Below are 17,890 nucleotides of genomic sequence, written 5' to 3' on the forward strand. Positions count from 1 at the left end.
TAAAAGGTATAAAATCTAAAATTCCATCAAGGCATTATTCTAAACTACTGATAACATCCTTGTTAGCTTTTTTTATGCTTCTAAGATAGTTGAATTTAGAAGATAAGAGGACGGGCAAATGGATTTTAGGAAACAATCTGTCTCGGAAGTAATGGTGCAAATAGAACTCTTAGAATTTTCCCATTCAAATCTTTGACTATCTACTCTTTTCCGAAATGCCCGATTTGTACCAAATTCATAGCTTATTTTTTTTGATTCAGAAAACCCTAAACTTAAACTTAAATCGTCCTTAACCGAACAATTTTGTCCAAAAACGGACTTTGAATCATAGAAATCCAGCATTTTGGCCCAAATAAAGATGAATTCAATTTGGCACATAAATCGCAATACTACGAAAATATTCGTAAATATTTTGATCTAATCATCCATGCAGTTTAGGAATAACTTTAAAATCGCTTATAGGAATCTCGTCAAACAAAGACTTTACTCTATGGTCAATATCTTTGGGTTGAGTATAGGAGTGGCTGCCAGCTTGCTGATCGGGTTGTACATTATTCATGAGCTCTCTTATGACAAATTTTTCAGTGGGCATCAGCAGATATTTAAAGTTTCCCTAGAAAGAATTTACCCTAATCATTCCACATATTATGCAGTTATTCCTCATTCTTTTGCACAGGTAGCTGCTGAAGACATCAATGATATAGATATGGCCACCTTAGCCATGAATATCACCAATGTCACATTTACATATATTCCAGAAGACGGAGAAGTCAGGAAGTTTGATGAGCCTCAATTGTTAGCTGCCGACAGCCTGTTTTTAAGTGTTTTTGATTTTGAAATTAAAAAAGGAGTCAGGGAAAAGGCACTTACAAGCGGAAACCAGATTGTCATTACTGAAGATTTTGCGGAAAGATATTTTGGAGATATTGATCCCATAGGAAAAATTCTCAGCACACAAGGCCAGGATTTTTTGGTCTCAGCAGTTATGCAGGATGTTCCTGAAAATTCACATTTTAGGTTCAGTGCGCTTATTTCACCCTATAATATTCCGAACTTCAACAGGGAAAATTTCACAGGATTTTCATCCTATGTTTATATCAAACTCAAAGATGGGGCAGATCCGGAAAATGTGGAGCATCAATGGAAATCATTGGTAGACAGGTATGCGGCTGCTCAGATAGAAAGGGAACTTGGAAAATCCTGGTCAGAATATCAACAGGCTGGAAATGGGTACCGTTATTTCCTACAGCAATTAAAGGACATTCATCTTTTTCCTCAATACCTCGAAGTTCAATTAAAACCTTCTGGAAACATCAATTCCATTCTTGCTTTGTTAGCCATAGCGGTATTGATAATTGTCATTGCCTGTATCAATTTCATGAATTTATCAACAGCAAAATCATTTGAGAGGGCCAAGGAAGTTGGTATTAGAAAAGTTTTGGGATCTCTACGCAAACAACTGATTGGACAGTTTCTCACTGAAGCCCTTATTCTCAGCAGTATTGGGGTCTTAATTGCGGTATTGATATCAGCAATTTGCTTTGGTTACTTTAATTCACTGATCGGGCGAAACCTTTCTTTTCCACTTGATCCTAACTGGCTTTTGGCACTTTTGGCTTTAATCATTACTGTCGGATTACTGGCAGGACTTTACCCTTCATTTATCCTTTCATCACACAAGCCTGTAGAAGTTTTAAAAGGAAAATATTCAGGGTCTACAAAAGGTAATTGGGTCAGAAATGGGCTTGTTGTTTTCCAGTTTTGGATATCAATTGTCCTCATTATCGGGACTTTGGTGATCCAAGATCAAATGAAATTCATGCAGGAATTTTCCTTAGGTTTTGACAAAGAACAGGTTTTGGTCATTGACCGGGGCTTTGACATAGGCCAAGCAAACCTTAACACACTTTTGAGTGAAATCAAGAGCATACCCGGTGTGGTCAATGCTGCTGGAACATTTGCACTGCCTGGTAGAGAAGGCAGCTTCTTTGGTGCACAGTTCAGACCAATTGGATCTGATGAAATTCTGACCACCAAGTCAATGGTTGTTTTCGATGATTTGCCAGAAACTTTAGGGTTACGCTTGTTGGAAGGCAGGAAATTTTCAGAATCCACTAATGATTCGTTGCATGTAATGTTGAATGAAACCGCAGTTCAGGCAATGGGAATTGCAGACCCCATTGGATCCAGGTTAGTACATTTTATAGAAATAGCTGGAGAATCGGTGGAAGTTGTTTACACTGTGATTGGCATAGTGCAGGACTTTAATTTCATCTCATTAAGAGATAACATCACTCCCTTGGTAATCCAGAGTAACGAAGCCTTTGGTGGAGGATTAGGTCAATACGCAGTAGCCAGGATAGACCAAAGCAATTCCAATGAAGTGATTCAATCCATTTCTGAAAAATGGAATGCCATTGTTCCTGAAGAACCTTTCCAATATTCCTTTTTGGATGAACAACTGGATGAACAATATCGCTCTGAACAGCAGACAGCTACTTTGTTCAGTACCTTTGCAGTCCTCGCTATCTTTATCAGTTGTGTTGGCTTATTTTCCCTTTCCGCCTATGTGACCCAACTGAGAACAAAAGAAATAGGTGTTAGGAAAGTTCTTGGTGCTTCTGTACTTTCCATCATCCTTATGCTCAACAAAGAGTTCTCCAAGATGGTCATTACCGCTTTTGTATTTGCTGTACCGATCGCTTGGTATATGGTGGAAAAGTGGTGGTTGCAAAACTTTGCATTCAGTGTAGGGGTAAAGATTTTCAGCTTTCTTTGGGCAGGAATATTGGTCATGTTGATTGCCTGGTTTACCATCAGTTTTCAATCTTTCAAAGCAGCGGTCTCCAATCCTATCAAAGCCATCAAAGCGGATTAAAAATATCAATTGAAAAATTGGGGCTCAGGTCCTGTATTTTCGTCTTTTTATCTTTGATACCCACACAAAAACTGGTTTCGTCCCAAAATCTACGGGTTTCGACACATTTTTTTGCCAAAGGATAAAGCCACCCCTATTCTTGTCCTAAGCAGCAGGGAATAATATGAAAAATCAAAAATACAGATACAGATTTCTGATCATCATAGGCTTGATTTACAACTTTCTGCTTTGGATACAGGCTATCTGAATAAACTTTGCTATTGCTGTGACACAGGAAACAAAACATTAATTTTCAAAAATCATGAAACAGGCTTTACCTTTTAGACAAATTGAATGGTGGGTGTTGACCTTCCTATTTGTAGCTATCATTTTATCCAATATCATCAATACTCCAAATTTCAGCATGAGCAATCAGCAGGGAGTTATCTATTTTGCCAAAATTTTTATTCCGCTGATTTTTATGGGAAGCTTTTACCTTTTCCACATCAGGGTACTACCGAATTACTTTAAAGACAATAGTAAAGCAAAACTGATCATCTATACCTTATTGATCTTTTTCGGATCTTTTATTTCAATCGGAGCATTTTCAGTTTCAGCAGGTTTTACAACAGACTTTCTGATGCCTTTTTACTTTAATAGTCTCGCTATTTATGCAGCCTATTGTGTAATCATTTATACATTGAACCAGATTCTTTTAACAGATCAAGATCCTGATTACCGCATGTACAATGGAATTAGAATCACGCTGATCTATATCTTTCTTGTGATATTTCTCTTGCAGTTTCAAAGAATTGCAGAAGAAGCCATTGCATTTTTGTTTGTCGTGGTATTCCCTGCAATTATCGTTTTGATGATCTACAATTTCTTTTTGATATACAACTATAAAAAGCTGGGAAGAAATAGCGAAGCCCTGGCCTTCAATATATTGCTTCAGTTTGTAATAGCAGCAATTTTTTTCACTATTTATGTGCAAAGCGACGCTCCAGAAGCATTGTTAATAGGCCTGATTGTCATATTCTGCATCCTGGTATTCATCTTTCCAGTATCCAATTTCCTCTTCAGAAAATATGACAACTACTTGAGCCAATTGAATACGCTTTCGGTAAAAGTGGATCAGGGCAGTGCCGACTTGGCATTTTTAAGATCTCAGATCAATCCACATTTTCTGTTCAATGTGCTCAATACACTTTACGGAACTGCCTTGCAGGAAAATGCCGATAAGACTTCAGAGGGAATCCAAAAACTGGGAGATATGATGCGCTTTATGCTTCATGAAAACAATCAGGAAAAAATCCCCGTCATCCGTGAAAAAGAGTATCTCGTAAACTATGTAGATCTTCAAAATCTTAGAGTTAAAGATCAGGAAAATATAGAAATCTCTTTTCATAGAAGCGAAGACAGCTGCGCAGGCGAAATAGCCCCAATGCTTCTGATCCCTTTTGTGGAAAATGCCTTCAAACACGGTATCAGCCTACAGAAAAAATCCTGGGTCAAAATCAGCCTGCGTTGCATGGACGGTTCTGTACACTTGGATGTCAATAACAGCATTCACCGAACAAATGAAGAAGACCCGGAGAAAAAAGCATCAGGCATAGGTCTGGAAAATGTGAAACAAAGGCTTGAGCTAATGTACCCTGAAAAACATGAACTGATCATCCGGGAAAATGATGCAGAATATTTTGTCCATTTGAGTATTAAACTGTGATGATATTTAGTTTAATTACGGGTGAACAATGTAATAGAAGAAATATAGTTGAAATAAGCTTTGCGAAATAAAGTTGATATAGACTAAGTTTAATGTAAAAACTCCTTTCACAGCATCATCATATTTCTATGTTATTTCAACAATATTTCCACCTTATTTCTACTTTATTTCAACCATATTTCCACCATATCTCAATTAAAAATGTTAACCGCTATTGCCATAGATGATGAACCGATGGCCTTGGAAGTGATAAAATCACATGCTTCTAAAGTTCCATTTTTGAGCATGGAAAACACTTTTACCAATGCAATCAAGGCACTTGAGTTTTTAAAAGACAAGCCAGTAAACCTGATATTTTTGGACATCAAAATGCCTGATATTTCCGGGATGGAATTGGCGACTTTGCTACCTAAAGAAACCATGGTCATTTTCACTACGGCGTACTCAGAGCATGCAGTCAAAAGTTTTGAATTGGACGCCATAGATTACCTTCTCAAACCATTTAATCTCAGCAGGTTTCTAAAATCCTGTCAGAAAGCTCAGGAACTGTATGAGCTCAAAAATGGCTCAAAAACCAGTCAAAGTTCGGTTTTTATCAAAACCGGTTTTGAGCAGATTAAAATCAATTTTGAAGATTTGATTTTCTGTGAGGCCAATGGCAATTATGTCAATTTTCATTTGGAAGAAAAAAAAATTCTCAGCCGCATGACCTTGGCAGAAACGGAAAAATTACTTCCCTCCTATTTTGTCAAAACCCATAGGTCTTTTCTGGTCAACCTGCATAAAATAGATAAAGTGGAAAAGCATCAAGTCATTGTACTCGGAAAATCGGTTCCTGTAAGCACAAGCTACTATGATGACTTATTGGAAAAACTGAAACCTTGAAAAACAAACTCCATCTCAAATTGAAATAATTATAAGGTCTATTCCAAGAAAGCTGATTCCAAGGGGATTTTCCAATCTGCCTTTCCATATTTCAAACAATTGAACTTGATTCAATTGACTTTTTCACATCGATCTCCAATTGTAAAAAAGCATAACTCAAAGATTTGCCATGGGTATCCATAGACAGGGAAGTTGTCACACCTGAGCCCAATGCTTCCTGACAAACAAACTGTAAAGCTTTGAGGCCCGGTAATACATACCGGACGACTTCCCCTTTGACCTGACCTGCAAAATGCTTCTTAAACTTCTCTACAGTGACCTGATCTACAAGAAGGCCGAAATCCTCTTCCTGAAAAGGGATCAGGGATAGAATTAATATATTGCCCTTATCTCCCGCTCTGGAATGGGCCAATTCATATAATTTTTTCATTTCAATTTATTTGTAACCTACATTTTTTCCCAACCTCAAAAGCTTGCTTTTAATCCAAATTCAGGCGAATCCGCTAAACAGTCAATTTCACGACAGAAATCCGCACCTCAATGGATTTCAATTTTCAAATAAGTGGACCTGAGATTTGATTTTTTCCCGATCAAGCAATATTGAAACAATCCCTACCAACTGGGTGATATACTTTCTTGCTCCCCCACCCCCTGCAGGACCATTGGTATATAAGGCTTCCACTTCATGTCCTAACCTCTCTGCTAAATGTTTCTCCTTGGATTTACCAGCTATTCTAAGCCTTACTTCGTAGGGGAGAGAATCTTCATCTGATATTTGGCTATGAAGGGAATTGATCCCTATCAAATCCACTTTCAATTCATCAAATAGTTCTCCTATCCTTTTATTTATTATTTCTCCTGCTAACTTTCCTCTTTCTTTCGCATAAACCCCTGCATACGAAATCTCTCCTTCACCCAGCCAACCTGCCTCATAGCCAACACTCACTTTCAGCTTTTCCGGCTTAATTTTACCACCTCCACCTTTTACAGAAACCTTATTTTTACCTAATTGGCTAAAGGATACCGAACTGAAATCAGCCTCTACATCAGGTGTCAGGTAGGCAAAAGGATTGATGACTTCATATAAAAGTTGTTCTTTTGCAATCGCAACGCTGATTTCACCCCCCGTCCCTTCTACTTTGCTGATGATGCATTCGCCGTTTTCAAAAATATCCGCATAGGGATGCCCTAAATTTTCCATTCCCGGTATAGGTTTCATAACAGGTTCCGCAAAATATCCGCCTGTAAGCTGTCCAGCACATTCCAAAAGGTGGCCAACTACCGTTCCTTTTCCCAACTTACTGTAATCACCCAAATCCCAGCCAAATTCATGGACCATCGGTGCTAAAAACAAAGAAGGGTCTGCGACTCTACCAGTGATAATGATGTCCGGACGATGTTGAAAAGCAGGTAAAACAGCCTCTACACCCAAATAGGCATTTCCGGAAATAATTTTTCCCAAACTCGATAGCTCCTTACCATTTTCCAAAACGACCATTTCAGGACTCAATTTATCTACTACATCATCACCGGATACTACTGCAACTTTTACTTTCAGGCCCATATTGGCTGCGATCTCAAGAATCTTCTTTCCAGCCGCAACCGGATTGGCTGCTCCCATGTTGGAAATCAAAACAGTCCTTTTTTCCAATAACAAGGGAAGTAGACTTTCTATCCTTGCTTCCAATAAAGGATCGTATCCTAATTCGGGGTTAGCCATTTTTCTCTTTTGGGCCAGAGCTATGGTCCTTTCAGCAAGACACTCTAAAACCAAATAGTCCAGTTCGCCATCTTTTACCAACTTTACTGCAGGATCAAGCCTGTCTCCTGAAAACCCCGCACCACAGCCTATTCTTATTTTGTTCTTTTTCATATCAAACTGAAATCACGCCTATTACTACCGAAAGGAATAATATGGTCAATGTTACCAAAAATGCCCAAGGTATGGTCTTAAGCTGATGCTCTGCCAAATCTACCCCACACAGACCTATCAGTAGAAAAGTAGATCCTGTAAGGGGACTTACTGCAAACCCTGTGGTCATCTGTCCCATGATGGATGCTTGACCTACTTCAATTCCTGAAGCTCCAAATGCAGCGGCAGTTTCAGAAAGTAAAGGAAGAATACCAAAATAATAAGAATCCGGATCGAAGATCAAACTTGCCGGCATACTTAGAATTCCGGTCAAAAGAGGCAACTGCTGCCCTACTTGGGGATGAATAAGATCTTGAACCGCTTCAGCCATTGCCTCCATCATTCCCGTCCCTTTAAGAATTCCTGTAAAACAACCTGCAGCAAAAAGAATTGAAGCCATCAACATGGCTTCTTTGGCATGCATGTCTATCCTGACTTTCTGATCTGATAATTTGGGATAATTGATAGTCAGGGCCAATGCAAATGCTATCATAAATATGACAAAAGGAGGTGCAATCCCTGAAATCAGACTGCCAATGGCTACAACTATCAATATCAAATTGATCCAAAAAAGCCCAGGCCTTTCTTCTGGTGAAATGGATTCCTTTTCATCCAGCTTTGTAAGATTTAGACACCCTCCTCTTTCCAACAAGAGCTTTTTTTCTTTTTTACCCATCAGGAAGGCAATACCTATCACTAAGACTAAGCCACCAAGGACTGGAATTAAAATGGGGTTGAACAAGGTGGTTACATTTACCTGAAGTGCAGTGGCTGCCCTGATGGTCGGTCCTCCCCAGGGCAATATATTCATAGTGCCGGCCGAAAGGGCCACTATACTTGCCAATGTTAACCTGTTCATCCCCAACTGATCATAGATGGGTTTCAAAGCAGGAATCACCACCAGAAAAGTAACCGCACCAGACCCATCCAAATGGATAAGCATGGCTAGGATAGCAGTAGCTATACAGATTTTCAGTGGATCATTCCCTGCAAAATTCAAAAGCCTGCGGATAATTGGTTTAAATGTGCCTGCATCAAGAAGTATCCCAAAAAACAGGATGGCAAAAACAAACATCACACCTGTAGGCGCTATGCTAACCAAGCCTTCCGCAATAAATTCTGGAAGCCTTTCTAATGAACCTGCCAGAAGTGCCGTGAATACAGGCACCAAAATCAAAGCAGAAACAGGTGACATCCATTTGGAAATCACAACAACCAAAAGCAGTACTATGGTCAACAAACCTAAAATTGCCAACATAAGGATTTTTTCTATTCGGGTAGATCAATTTACCTTGAACTGAATCAAGTTAAATAAGCGGTTTACACTAATGTCTCGTAAATGAGACATTAGCGTAAACATAGAGAAAAATCAGAAAGGAATTATAAAATCAAATAATTTTTATCCGGTTCACTTTTACTTTTTGAGAAGACTGTCTCACCAACACGGAAATATTGTTGAAAAAAACTGAGATAACCCTGAGTTCTCACAAGCCATTTCCTTACTTATGGGATAAGGAAGGGTAATTTATTTTTAGTGAAGATTCTCTAGGTATCAATTTAGCTTGCAAAACTGTCTGTCGGACTGAATTTTCCTTTTTCTCATCCATATCTTCCAATAACAGAGAAAAAGCCTCTCTCCCCATTTCGAAGGTAGGGTGAGTCACAGCTGTAAGATTCGGCTCTACAACGGTGGCATGAAATTCATCCGTAAAACCCACTAAGGCTACATCCTCAGGCACCCTCAGCTTTCTTTTTTTGATTTCTTTCATCGCGGAAAAAATAACCGTATCATTTACACCAAATATGGCATCCGGTACAGGATTGCTGTCCAAAAGTTCATTGGTCACTTTTGCAGCATCTGCTATACTCAGATTGCAGTGCACCATTAATTCAGGCCTGTAAGGTAGGCGACATTCATTTAGGCCCATTTTATAGCCTTCAATTCTTTCTTTGGAAATATTCAGATGTTGGGGCCCTGCAATATGGGCAATATTTTTACAACCGTTTTGGATAAGGTGTATGGTCAATTCTTTTGCCGCAGATACATTGTCAATGATCACTGATGAAACCTCCTGCTGCCTACAGATCCTGTCAAAAAAAACCAATGGAATTTCTTCTTCAATTATTTCATCAAAATGTTCAAATGTATCTGTATCCTGCGACAGACAAACAATAAGCCCATCAACCCTTAGGTCGAGCAGATTCCTGAGATTTTCTTTTTCTTTTTTGATTGACTCCTGTGAAGATGCAATCACAATGTAATACCCATGTTCAGTAGCCATACTTTCAATACCACTAATGATAGAGGCATAAAAGTAAGTTACAATATCCGGGACAATGACACCAATGGTGTTGGTTTTCTGCTTTAATAAGCCCATTGCCAATGGGTTTGGAGTATAATTCCATTTCTCAGCCAGATCTTTGATTTTTTTCTTTAGTTCAGGACTTATATCATAGTGGTCCTTGAGTCCTCTCGAAACCGTGGAAATAGAAACCCCCAACTCATTCGCTATATCCTTAAGAGAAACTCTTTTTCTTCCCATAATTTGAATGATTGAGGTTGAACATGTAGGTGATTGGGTTTTTATAAAATTGAAGTTAAGAAAAAAAACCTGCAGCCATCCGACTTATTATATCAATACACCCCAGAGGGGTATTTACGGAATCAAAAAGCATATAAACTGAACTAATTTATCCCACCTGAAAGATTTCGAGTGGATGAGCGATCCGGTTTTTATGAATAAAACTATTTTTTTAAATATAAAATGGAATTTACACAAACCTTTGCGCAAAGGTTTGTGTAAATAAACTTTTCCAATCGTTTGCAAGCCATTTTCTAAATTATAAAATTCAAAATATCATACCGGTACAAAACAACTTATTGCAATTATCTATTGACAGCAGATCAATTAGGAAATTATATACCGATAACTATTTATAACCTTCCTAATATGTTGATTGCAGTCAAAACAAAAATGTCTGAAAATCAGAACCCGAAAGGGTAAAATTATCAGCCTCAAACCCAAAATAATCAACCAATGAAAACATCTTTATCTCATGCAAAATGTTGCATTTTGCAGTTGTGGAAAGTTGTTGCCAAAAAACAGATGTACCTCTGGGTATTTGTTTTTTGCAGCTTCCAACAGGCAATGGCGCAACAAAACGTTTCAGGCTTGGTCACCGATAGTGAAGGTGATCCAATTCCAGGAGTCAATGTCATCGAAAAAGGCACCACCAACGGTACTGTAACAGACATTGACGGCAAATACACCATCTCCGTAGGCTCAGATGCCATTTTACAATTTAGTTTTATTGGATTCAGGACCATTGAATCTCAAGTCAACAACAATTCTGTCATAGATATAGAGCTGGAATCTGACTTGGCCCAGCTCAGTGAGGTCGTGGTAGTAGGATATGGTGAGCAGCGTAAGGAAACCATGACAGGATCTGTGGTGGCCATCCAGGGCGACGAAATCAGGCGAAGTCCTTCTGCCAATGTCTCTGCTAACCTTGCAGGACGACTTCCCGGCTTGACCGTAAACCAAAGAACAGGTGAGCCCGGAAGGGATGATCCCAATCTGCTTATTCGTGGAGTAGCTACTTTTGGCAACAATGCACCCCTTATTATTATCGATGGCGTACCTAGGGCAGAAATGGCCCGGCTAAACCCGGAAGATATAGAGAGTGTTTCCGTACTTAAAGACGCCTCAGCTGCAATTTATGGTGCCAGAGCAGCAAATGGAGTCATCTTGATTACGACCAAAACAGGTGCAAAAGGAAAACCAGAATTTAATCTCTCTTACAACCATGCTTTTCAGCAACCTACCATGGTACCTGAAATGCTGGATGCTCCGACATTTGCAGAAGTGTACAATGAAGGTGCCTGGTACAGGGCCGGACGTCCTGATCTGGACACTTGGTCAGCTCCTTTTTCCCAATCTGCCATCGATAGATTCAGAGATGGATCTGATCCGGTAAGGTACCCGAATACCAATTGGGCACAAGAAGCCATCAAACCCTATTCTATACAAAGAAGGGTGAACCTTTCCGCAAGAGGTGGCACAGAAAATATTGACTACTTCCTTTCTTATGGAACGGTTTACCAAGATGGAAGCCTTGTAAATGACCCCACAGAATTTCAACAACACAACATGCGGGTTAACGTCAATGTGAAGTTGACGGAAAATCTGAAAGTTGGGGCCAATGTATCTGCATTGCTCAACAACAGGACTTTTGGTTCAGTAGCCACCAATGATGAGGTTTGGGTAAACTTCCACAATATCTTTCAGGCAAACCCTACTTTGCCGGCGGTGTATCCCAATGGATTGATTGCCCCGGGAAGATTGGGAGAAAACCCACTACTTATGAACCAAAGAGGGTACCTCAATAGAGATGATTCACCAATTTTCTCCACATTTACGGCCACTTACGATGTGCCATTTATCGATGGTCTTAAGCTTGAAGCAAGTTACAACTATGACGTAAACCACCAAATCGAAAGAAGGTGGAGAACTCCTTATTCATTTCATGAATTCAATACCCAAACCGGTGAATATGATGAAATCATGGGAACGGGAGTTTCGGCACCTGAACTGGGTCAGACAAACCGAAAACTCACCACCCAACTTTATAATTTCAGGCTAAACTACAGCAAAGTCATTGACAAGCATTACTTGGGAGTTTTGCTGGGAACGGAGCAACAGCAAGATTTTCACAATTGGGTTTATGCCTTCAGAAGAAATTTTGTGAGTTCTGCCATTGATCAGATCAATGCCGGAAGCAGTGACACTGATGACATGAACACAGGTGGCTCTACTATTCTTGGTGGCTACAATAATTACTTTGGTAGATTCAACTATGACTATGATGGCAAGTACCTTTTGGAGTTCCTTTTCAGGTATGATGGTTCACAACGTTTTCCAGAAGGCAGCAGATATGGTTTCTTCCCTGGAGTATCTGCAGGATGGAGGATTTCGGAAGAGTCTTTTATGGACAATGTTGACTTTGTGAATCAACTGAAAATTAGAGGTTCTTATGGACAGATTGGAAATGACTTGGTGGCACCTTTTCAGCATCTTCAGGCATTTACTTTTGGTGGAAACTTCCCTTTTGGAGGTAATGTAAATCCTGGAGTTAACCCAGGAGTACTTCCTAATCCCTTTATTACTTGGGAGGTAAGTGAAAAAGTAGATTTTGGATTGGAATCCATACTTTGGAGAGGAGCTTTAGGAGTTGAATTCACTGTGTTTCAGGAGAAAAGATCCAACATCCTTGCCACCAGAAATGTATCCGTCAGCAATGTATTCGGGTTTCCAGGTCTTCCTGATGAAAACATAGGGGAAATCAATAACCGCGGTTATGAGCTGACCTTGACCAGCCAGAAAAACTTCGGCGAGCTGAGTGCTGTAGTACGCGGGAATGTTGCCTTTGCCAGAAGCGAGGTAATCTTTATGGATGAAGTTCCCAATCAGGAGGAAAGAATGAATCAAACAGGTCGACCTGTAGGTGCAGGGCTTTTTTATCAAGCCGATGGGATTTTCAGTAGCCAAGAAGAGCTGGAAAGCTATCCACACTTGCCCAATGCACAGGTAGGAGATTTGAGGTTTGTGGATTTGAACGGTGATGGGGTGATCGATGGAAATGACAGGTTCAGACATCATTTCACCAATATTCCAGAGTATGTTTTCGGACTTAACTTTGATCTTCAATACAGGAATTTTGACCTGACAGTCTTTTTCCAAGGACAGACCAATGTGATCAATTATGACGACAGGTTTGCTGTACTGGGAAATGCCGCCTTTGATAACTCTACAGTAGCCAGGGCAACTGACAGGTGGACGGTAGACAATCCGGGAGGAAGCATGCCAAGAGCAGATGCTTTAGAGCCGGGAGCCAATACCATGTGGCTATTTGATGCCACTTTTGTGAGGCTCAAAAATGTCGAGCTTGGCTATTCTCTTCCAAAAGGTTGGATTTCCAGAATCGGCTTGACTGACGCCCGGGTATTTGCCAGTGGCTTCAACCTACTTACATGGTCCAGAGAGATCAAATGGGCCGACCCTGAAGCAAGTGGAGGATTTCTGTTTTATCCTCAACTGAGACTGATGAATCTTGGTGTCAATGTTAAATTTTAATCCTTACTGAAATGAAAAAACAACTTATATACCTTTTCATTACATTGTTTTTATTTTCAGCATGTAATGATGATATACTCGACGTACTTCCTCAAGACAGGGTATCGGAAGAGGCTGTTTGGAATGATCCAAACCTGATAAATGCATACCATACGGCATTATACAACAGTATTTTGCATGGCTTCCAAATCCACATGCTTTCAAAGGCCACCGATGAGGCATTTTGCGCCATCAATTGGGATATCGGAATCATTCCAACGGGACAGCTTAGACCTGACAATGTAGGTGCTGTTGCTAACGATCATTGGACCGGTGGCGGGGGCTTATATTATTGGAACACTGCTTTCCAATACCTCCGAAGGATCAATATCTTTTTGGAGCAGATGGAAACATTAGAAATTTCCCTCAACAACAAAGAGCAATTGGTCGCAGAGGCAAAGTTCCTTAGGGCTTACATTTACTTTCTTTTGGTAGAAAGATTCGGTGGTGTTCCCATTGTCGACAGAAGTTATGAACTGGGAGCAGAAATGACCTTTGCCAGATCCAGTTTTGAAGAATGTGTTGAATTTATAGAAAATGATTTGAATGAAGCCATGCCCGACTTGGCCCAAAGGTATCAGACCACCGATGGGAATTTTGGAAGAGCTACCAGAGATGCAGCCCTTGCCTTAAAGTCACGCTTGTTTCTCTATGCGGCTTCTCCCCTTTTCAATGAGGCCAATGACAGATCAAGATGGCAAAAAGCTGCAGATGCTGCTGAGGAACTGATCAATTCCAGCTATTCCTTACATCCTGATTACAGCACCCTGTTCAATCAACCAACAGGAAGTGCCAACAATGAGATCATATTCGCCAGACCTTTTGCTACCTCTCCGGGAGCCTATCATCAGGCACCTATGCACAATCTGAACCGAAGATATGGCGCCTATGGAGGCTGGTGGGCCAGCAATGGTCCTTCTCAAAACCTGGTGGATGATTATGACATGATCAATGGAGAACCTCCATTCATTTTCAACAATGGGCAAAAGACCATCAATCCTGCCTCAGGATATGACCCTCAAAACCCTTATGCAAATAGGGACCCTAGATTTGCAGCGACCATCATCCATGATGAGGCAGTATACCACGGAGATACTTTCGAAATGTGGGTAGCTGAAGATGGAGAATCTTGGGGATTTGATTCCTACAGACAAAGTGGAGATAACCCAAGGACCAATTATGTACTTAGAAAATTCATGCCTGAAGATGGGGTGCCGCTCAATTGGCAAGAACCATACACTAACCCCTGGATCATATTTAGATTGGGTGAAATTTACCTCAACTATGCTGAAGCCAAATTCGAGTTGGGTGATGAGGCAACTGCCCGCACTTATCTTTCCATGGTAAGGGAAAGGGTCAACATGCCCCCTATTCCTGACAATGTCTCAGGAGATGAATTGAGACAAAGAATCTACAATGAAAGAAGAATAGAGTTGGCATTTGAAGAACATAGGTATTGGGATGTCAGAAGGTGGAAGATTGCTCCGGATTTTGAAAACAGACCGATAAGAGGAATGGACATTATCAAAAACCTGAATACAGGTGAAAAAACCTACGTAGAAATCCAGTTACTGGAAAGAGTCTTTGAAGAAAAGATGTATTTCCTTCCTATAGAATTGAATGAAATATTAAGAAATCCTGAAATCACACAAAGTCCAGGATATTAACTTCTTTTTAGGATGGGCCGGACGATATTCCGGCCCATCCGTCTTATATTTATAGTGAAATTGAAACTTTCAAACCTATACAGTTCCGTCTTGTTTTTACCTGAATAATAAGCTCAGGAAAAGGTAAATTCGGACAAAAACTGATTTTCCTTAAACCTATGTTGAAAAAAGAATTTGTTGCCCTGATATTTTTTTTCTGTGTACTCCAGAGTTTGGCCCAGAATGATCCCGGTCTTAAACTTTGGTACAATCAATCTTCCGGAGATACTTGGGAAAACGCACTACCCATCGGTAATGGCAGATTAGGTGCCATGATATATGGAAATTATCCGGAAGAAATCATACAGCTCAATGAAGAGACGGTATGGTCGGGTAGCCCTAACCGCAACGATAACCCCGATGCATTAGCCGCCCTTCCAGAAATCAGAAAACTGATTTTTGATGGGGAGTACAAAAAGGCAGAACAGCTCGCCAAAGAAAACATACAATCAAAAAAATCCAATGGTCAGATGTATCAGCCTGTTGGAAATCTACATTTACAATTTAGCGGACATGACAGTCCGGAAAACTATTACAGGGAACTTGATATTGAAAATGCCACACAGCTGACCCGCTACAAAATAGGAAGTGATACCTATTACAGAGAAACTTTTGCCTCTCTTGCAGATGATATCATCATCGTCAAGCTTAGCACTGACAAAAAAGGTGGATTGAACTTTAAATCAAAGTTTACAAGTCCTCATCAAACGGCTAATCTTAAGCATGAAACTTCTTCAACTTTAGGAATGTCCGGTACTACTTCCAGCCATGAAGGTGTAGAGGGTTTGGTAAGGTTCAAAGCTTTGGCGGAGATCAAACCATTTGGAGGAACACTTACAGAAAATGGTGAAGGCATAGAAGTAAACGGTGCCGACTCTGTTTACCTCTATATTTCCATGGCCAGCAATTTTCAACGCTACGATGACATTTCAGGAGATGAAGTTCTGAAAGCACAAGAAGCTTTGAAAAATGCAGCCAAACAAGATTTTCACAGCTTAAAAAAACGTCATATTGAGGCTTATCGGAAATACTTTGATCGGGTAAGTCTGGATCTTGGGACAACTGAAGCAGCAAGCCTTCCCACAGACGAAAGATTAAAGGCTTTCAAAACCGGAAATGACCCTCATTTGGTGTCCCTCTATTTTCAGTACGGCAGATACCTGTTGATTTCTTCTTCACAGCCAGGCGGGCAACCTGCCAACCTACAGGGAATTTGGAACCACAGACTCAACCCACCTTGGGACAGCAAATACACCATCAACATCAATGCTCAGATGAACTATTGGCCTGCTGAAAGAACCAATTTATCCGAACTTCATGAACCATTTCTCAGAATGGTGGAAGAACTAGCAGAAACCGGTGAACAAACTGCCAAGGAAATGTATGGCACCAGAGGCTGGATGGCTCACCACAATACAGATATCTGGAGAATTACCGGCCCTGTAGATGATATTTTCTGGGGAATTTGGAATGGAGGCGGAGGCTGGATCAGCCAACATCTATGGGAACACTATCTTTACACAGGTGATAGTGATTTTCTGAAAAGAATTTATCCTGTGCTGAAAGGAACTGCTCTTTTCTACATGGACTTCCTGGTACCACATCCTGAAAATGACTGGTTGGTGGTTAACCCTGGCACATCTCCTGAAAACGCCCCCAAGGCACACGAGGGCACCTCTTTGGATGCAGGCACCACTATGGACAACCAAATAGCTTTTGATGTATTCACCACAGTCTTGCAGGCAGGAGAATTGGTAGGTGAAGACAATGCGTTTTTGGATTCCCTTCAACATTACAGAGATAGGCTCCCTCCTATGCACATTGGCCAATATGGTCAACTTCAGGAATGGCTGGATGACATAGATGATCCGGAGGATAATCACCGCCATATTTCCCACCTCTATGGCCTATTTCCTTCCAACCAGATCTCACCCTTCAGAACCCCAGAATTGGCTTCAGCTTCCAAAACCACACTGATCCACCGAGGAGATATCTCTACAGGCTGGAGTATGGGCTGGAAGGTCAATTGGTGGGCGAGGTTATTGGATGGCAACCATGCCTACAAGCTGATTCAAAACCAACTTTCTCCTGTGACAGGTGCATTTGAGGGAGGAGGTTCCTATAACAACCTTTTTGATGCCCACCCTCCATTTCAGATTGATGGTAACTTTGGCTGCACCTCAGGAATTGCAGAGATGTTGCTTCAGAGTGCCAATGGAGAAATCCACTTACTTCCTGCATTGCCGGATGCCTGGCCAAAGGGTCAGGTCAAGGGCCTAATGGCAAGAGGAGGTTTCGAAATTGTAGACATGATTTGGAACAACGGGATCCTGGAATCAGTCAGTATCAAATCCAAACTCGGTGGAAACTTGAGAATCAGGTCTTCTGAATCCCTGGTTTTCTCAGATGGCAAAACCCTGTCTTCAGCTGATGGGGAAAATCAGAATACATTTTATTCGGTAGCAGTTACACCAGAACCTATTCTAGCCCCAAATCTTTCATTGGAATTACTTGAAATAGAGGAAGGTCATGTTTATGATATACCCACTGAAAAAGGGAAGGTATATCAATTCAAGAACATCGAAAATTGAAAAAACCGAATCAGATCCCCACAAAAACCCGAATTGCCAA

The 17,890-nt window shown here is 40.6% G+C and carries 10 protein-coding genes; 6 read left to right on the plus strand and 4 right to left on the minus strand.

Going from position 1 to position 17,890, the window contains the following annotated elements:
• The first annotated feature begins 427 nt into the window (after positions 1 to 427).
• The 3 genes from EGN73_RS11155 to EGN73_RS11165 all read left to right on the plus strand — a co-directional run bounded on the left by EGN73_RS11155 (position 428) and on the right by EGN73_RS11165 (position 5,468).
• A complete protein-coding gene (locus tag EGN73_RS11155) occupies positions 428 to 2,878 on the plus strand; it encodes an ABC transporter permease (RefSeq protein ID WP_219289589.1) in 2,451 nt (816 codons plus the stop codon).
• A 301-nt stretch (positions 2,879 to 3,179) separates the two neighbouring features.
• Complete coding sequence (locus EGN73_RS11160) at positions 3,180 to 4,583, plus strand: sensor histidine kinase (protein WP_246611555.1); 1,404 nt, start codon at positions 3,180 to 3,182, stop codon at positions 4,581 to 4,583.
• A gap of 201 nt (positions 4,584 to 4,784) precedes the next feature.
• Positions 4,785 to 5,468, plus strand: a complete 684-nt coding sequence (locus EGN73_RS11165) for a LytR/AlgR family response regulator transcription factor (RefSeq protein ID WP_219289590.1) — start codon at positions 4,785 to 4,787, stop codon at positions 5,466 to 5,468.
• Positions 5,469 to 5,559: 91 nt separating this feature from the next.
• Here the strand turns inward: EGN73_RS11165 and EGN73_RS11170 are convergent, their stop codons facing one another.
• The 4 genes from EGN73_RS11170 to EGN73_RS11185 form a co-directional block, all read right to left on the minus strand.
• Complete coding sequence (locus EGN73_RS11170) at positions 5,560 to 5,898, minus strand: AtuA-related protein (protein WP_219289594.1); 339 nt, start codon at positions 5,896 to 5,898, stop codon at positions 5,560 to 5,562.
• Positions 5,899 to 6,015: 117 nt separating this feature from the next.
• Positions 6,016 to 7,341 carry an acyclic terpene utilization AtuA family protein gene (locus EGN73_RS11175; RefSeq protein WP_219289596.1) on the minus strand — a complete coding sequence of 442 codons (1,326 nt, stop codon included), beginning with the start codon at positions 7,339 to 7,341 and terminating at the stop codon, positions 6,016 to 6,018.
• 1 nt (position 7,342) lies between these two features.
• Positions 7,343 to 8,638: a CitMHS family transporter gene (locus tag EGN73_RS11180; RefSeq protein ID WP_219289598.1), complete on the minus strand. Its 1,296-nt coding sequence runs from the start codon at positions 8,636 to 8,638 to the stop codon at positions 7,343 to 7,345.
• 241 nt (positions 8,639 to 8,879) lie between these two features.
• Complete coding sequence (locus tag EGN73_RS11185; protein ID WP_219289601.1) at positions 8,880 to 9,923, minus strand: LacI family DNA-binding transcriptional regulator; 1,044 nt, start codon at positions 9,921 to 9,923, stop codon at positions 8,880 to 8,882.
• 495 nt (positions 9,924 to 10,418) lie between these two features.
• Here EGN73_RS11185 and EGN73_RS11190 point away from each other — a divergent pair, with 495 nt between their 5' ends.
• From EGN73_RS11190 to EGN73_RS11200, 3 genes are all read left to right on the plus strand, one after another.
• Positions 10,419 to 13,514, plus strand: a complete 3,096-nt coding sequence (locus EGN73_RS11190) for a SusC/RagA family TonB-linked outer membrane protein (protein ID WP_219289604.1) — start codon at positions 10,419 to 10,421, stop codon at positions 13,512 to 13,514.
• 11 nt (positions 13,515 to 13,525) lie between these two features.
• Positions 13,526 to 15,220: a RagB/SusD family nutrient uptake outer membrane protein gene (locus EGN73_RS11195; RefSeq protein ID WP_219289607.1), complete on the plus strand. Its 1,695-nt coding sequence runs from the start codon at positions 13,526 to 13,528 to the stop codon at positions 15,218 to 15,220.
• 158 nt (positions 15,221 to 15,378) lie between these two features.
• The gene (locus tag EGN73_RS11200; RefSeq protein WP_219289610.1) at positions 15,379 to 17,850 is read left to right on the plus strand and encodes a glycoside hydrolase family 95 protein; all 2,472 of its coding nucleotides are present in this window, start codon (positions 15,379 to 15,381) and stop codon (positions 17,848 to 17,850) included.
• Positions 17,851 to 17,890: the final 40 nt, after the last annotated feature.

Source organism: Arthrospiribacter ruber, from assembly GCF_019343195.1.
Classification (GTDB): Bacteria; Bacteroidota; Bacteroidia; order Cytophagales; family Cyclobacteriaceae; genus Arthrospiribacter; species Arthrospiribacter ruber.

What these genes read in the sequence shown, in the direction of transcription:
- EGN73_RS11195 (WP_219289607.1), top strand. Translation starts at nt 13,526, where the DNA reads ATGAAAAAACAACTTATATACCTTTTCATTACATTGTTTTTATTTTCA.
- EGN73_RS11200 (WP_219289610.1), top strand. Translation starts at nt 15,379, where the DNA reads ATGTTGAAAAAAGAATTTGTTGCCCTGATATTTTTTTTCTGTGTACTC.
- EGN73_RS11175 (WP_219289596.1), bottom strand. Translation starts at nt 7,341, where the DNA reads ATGAAAAAGAACAAAATAAGAATAGGCTGTGGTGCGGGGTTTTCAGGA.
- EGN73_RS11190 (WP_219289604.1), top strand. Translation starts at nt 10,419, where the DNA reads ATGAAAACATCTTTATCTCATGCAAAATGTTGCATTTTGCAGTTGTGG.
- EGN73_RS11170 (WP_219289594.1), bottom strand. Translation starts at nt 5,898, where the DNA reads ATGAAAAAATTATATGAATTGGCCCATTCCAGAGCGGGAGATAAGGGC.
- EGN73_RS11185 (WP_219289601.1), bottom strand. Translation starts at nt 9,923, where the DNA reads ATGGGAAGAAAAAGAGTTTCTCTTAAGGATATAGCGAATGAGTTGGGG.
- EGN73_RS11180 (WP_219289598.1), bottom strand. Translation starts at nt 8,638, where the DNA reads ATGTTGGCAATTTTAGGTTTGTTGACCATAGTACTGCTTTTGGTTGTT.
- EGN73_RS11165 (WP_219289590.1), top strand. Translation starts at nt 4,785, where the DNA reads ATGTTAACCGCTATTGCCATAGATGATGAACCGATGGCCTTGGAAGTG.
- EGN73_RS11155 (WP_219289589.1), top strand. Translation starts at nt 428, where the DNA reads ATGCAGTTTAGGAATAACTTTAAAATCGCTTATAGGAATCTCGTCAAA.
- EGN73_RS11160 (WP_246611555.1), top strand. Translation starts at nt 3,180, where the DNA reads ATGAAACAGGCTTTACCTTTTAGACAAATTGAATGGTGGGTGTTGACC.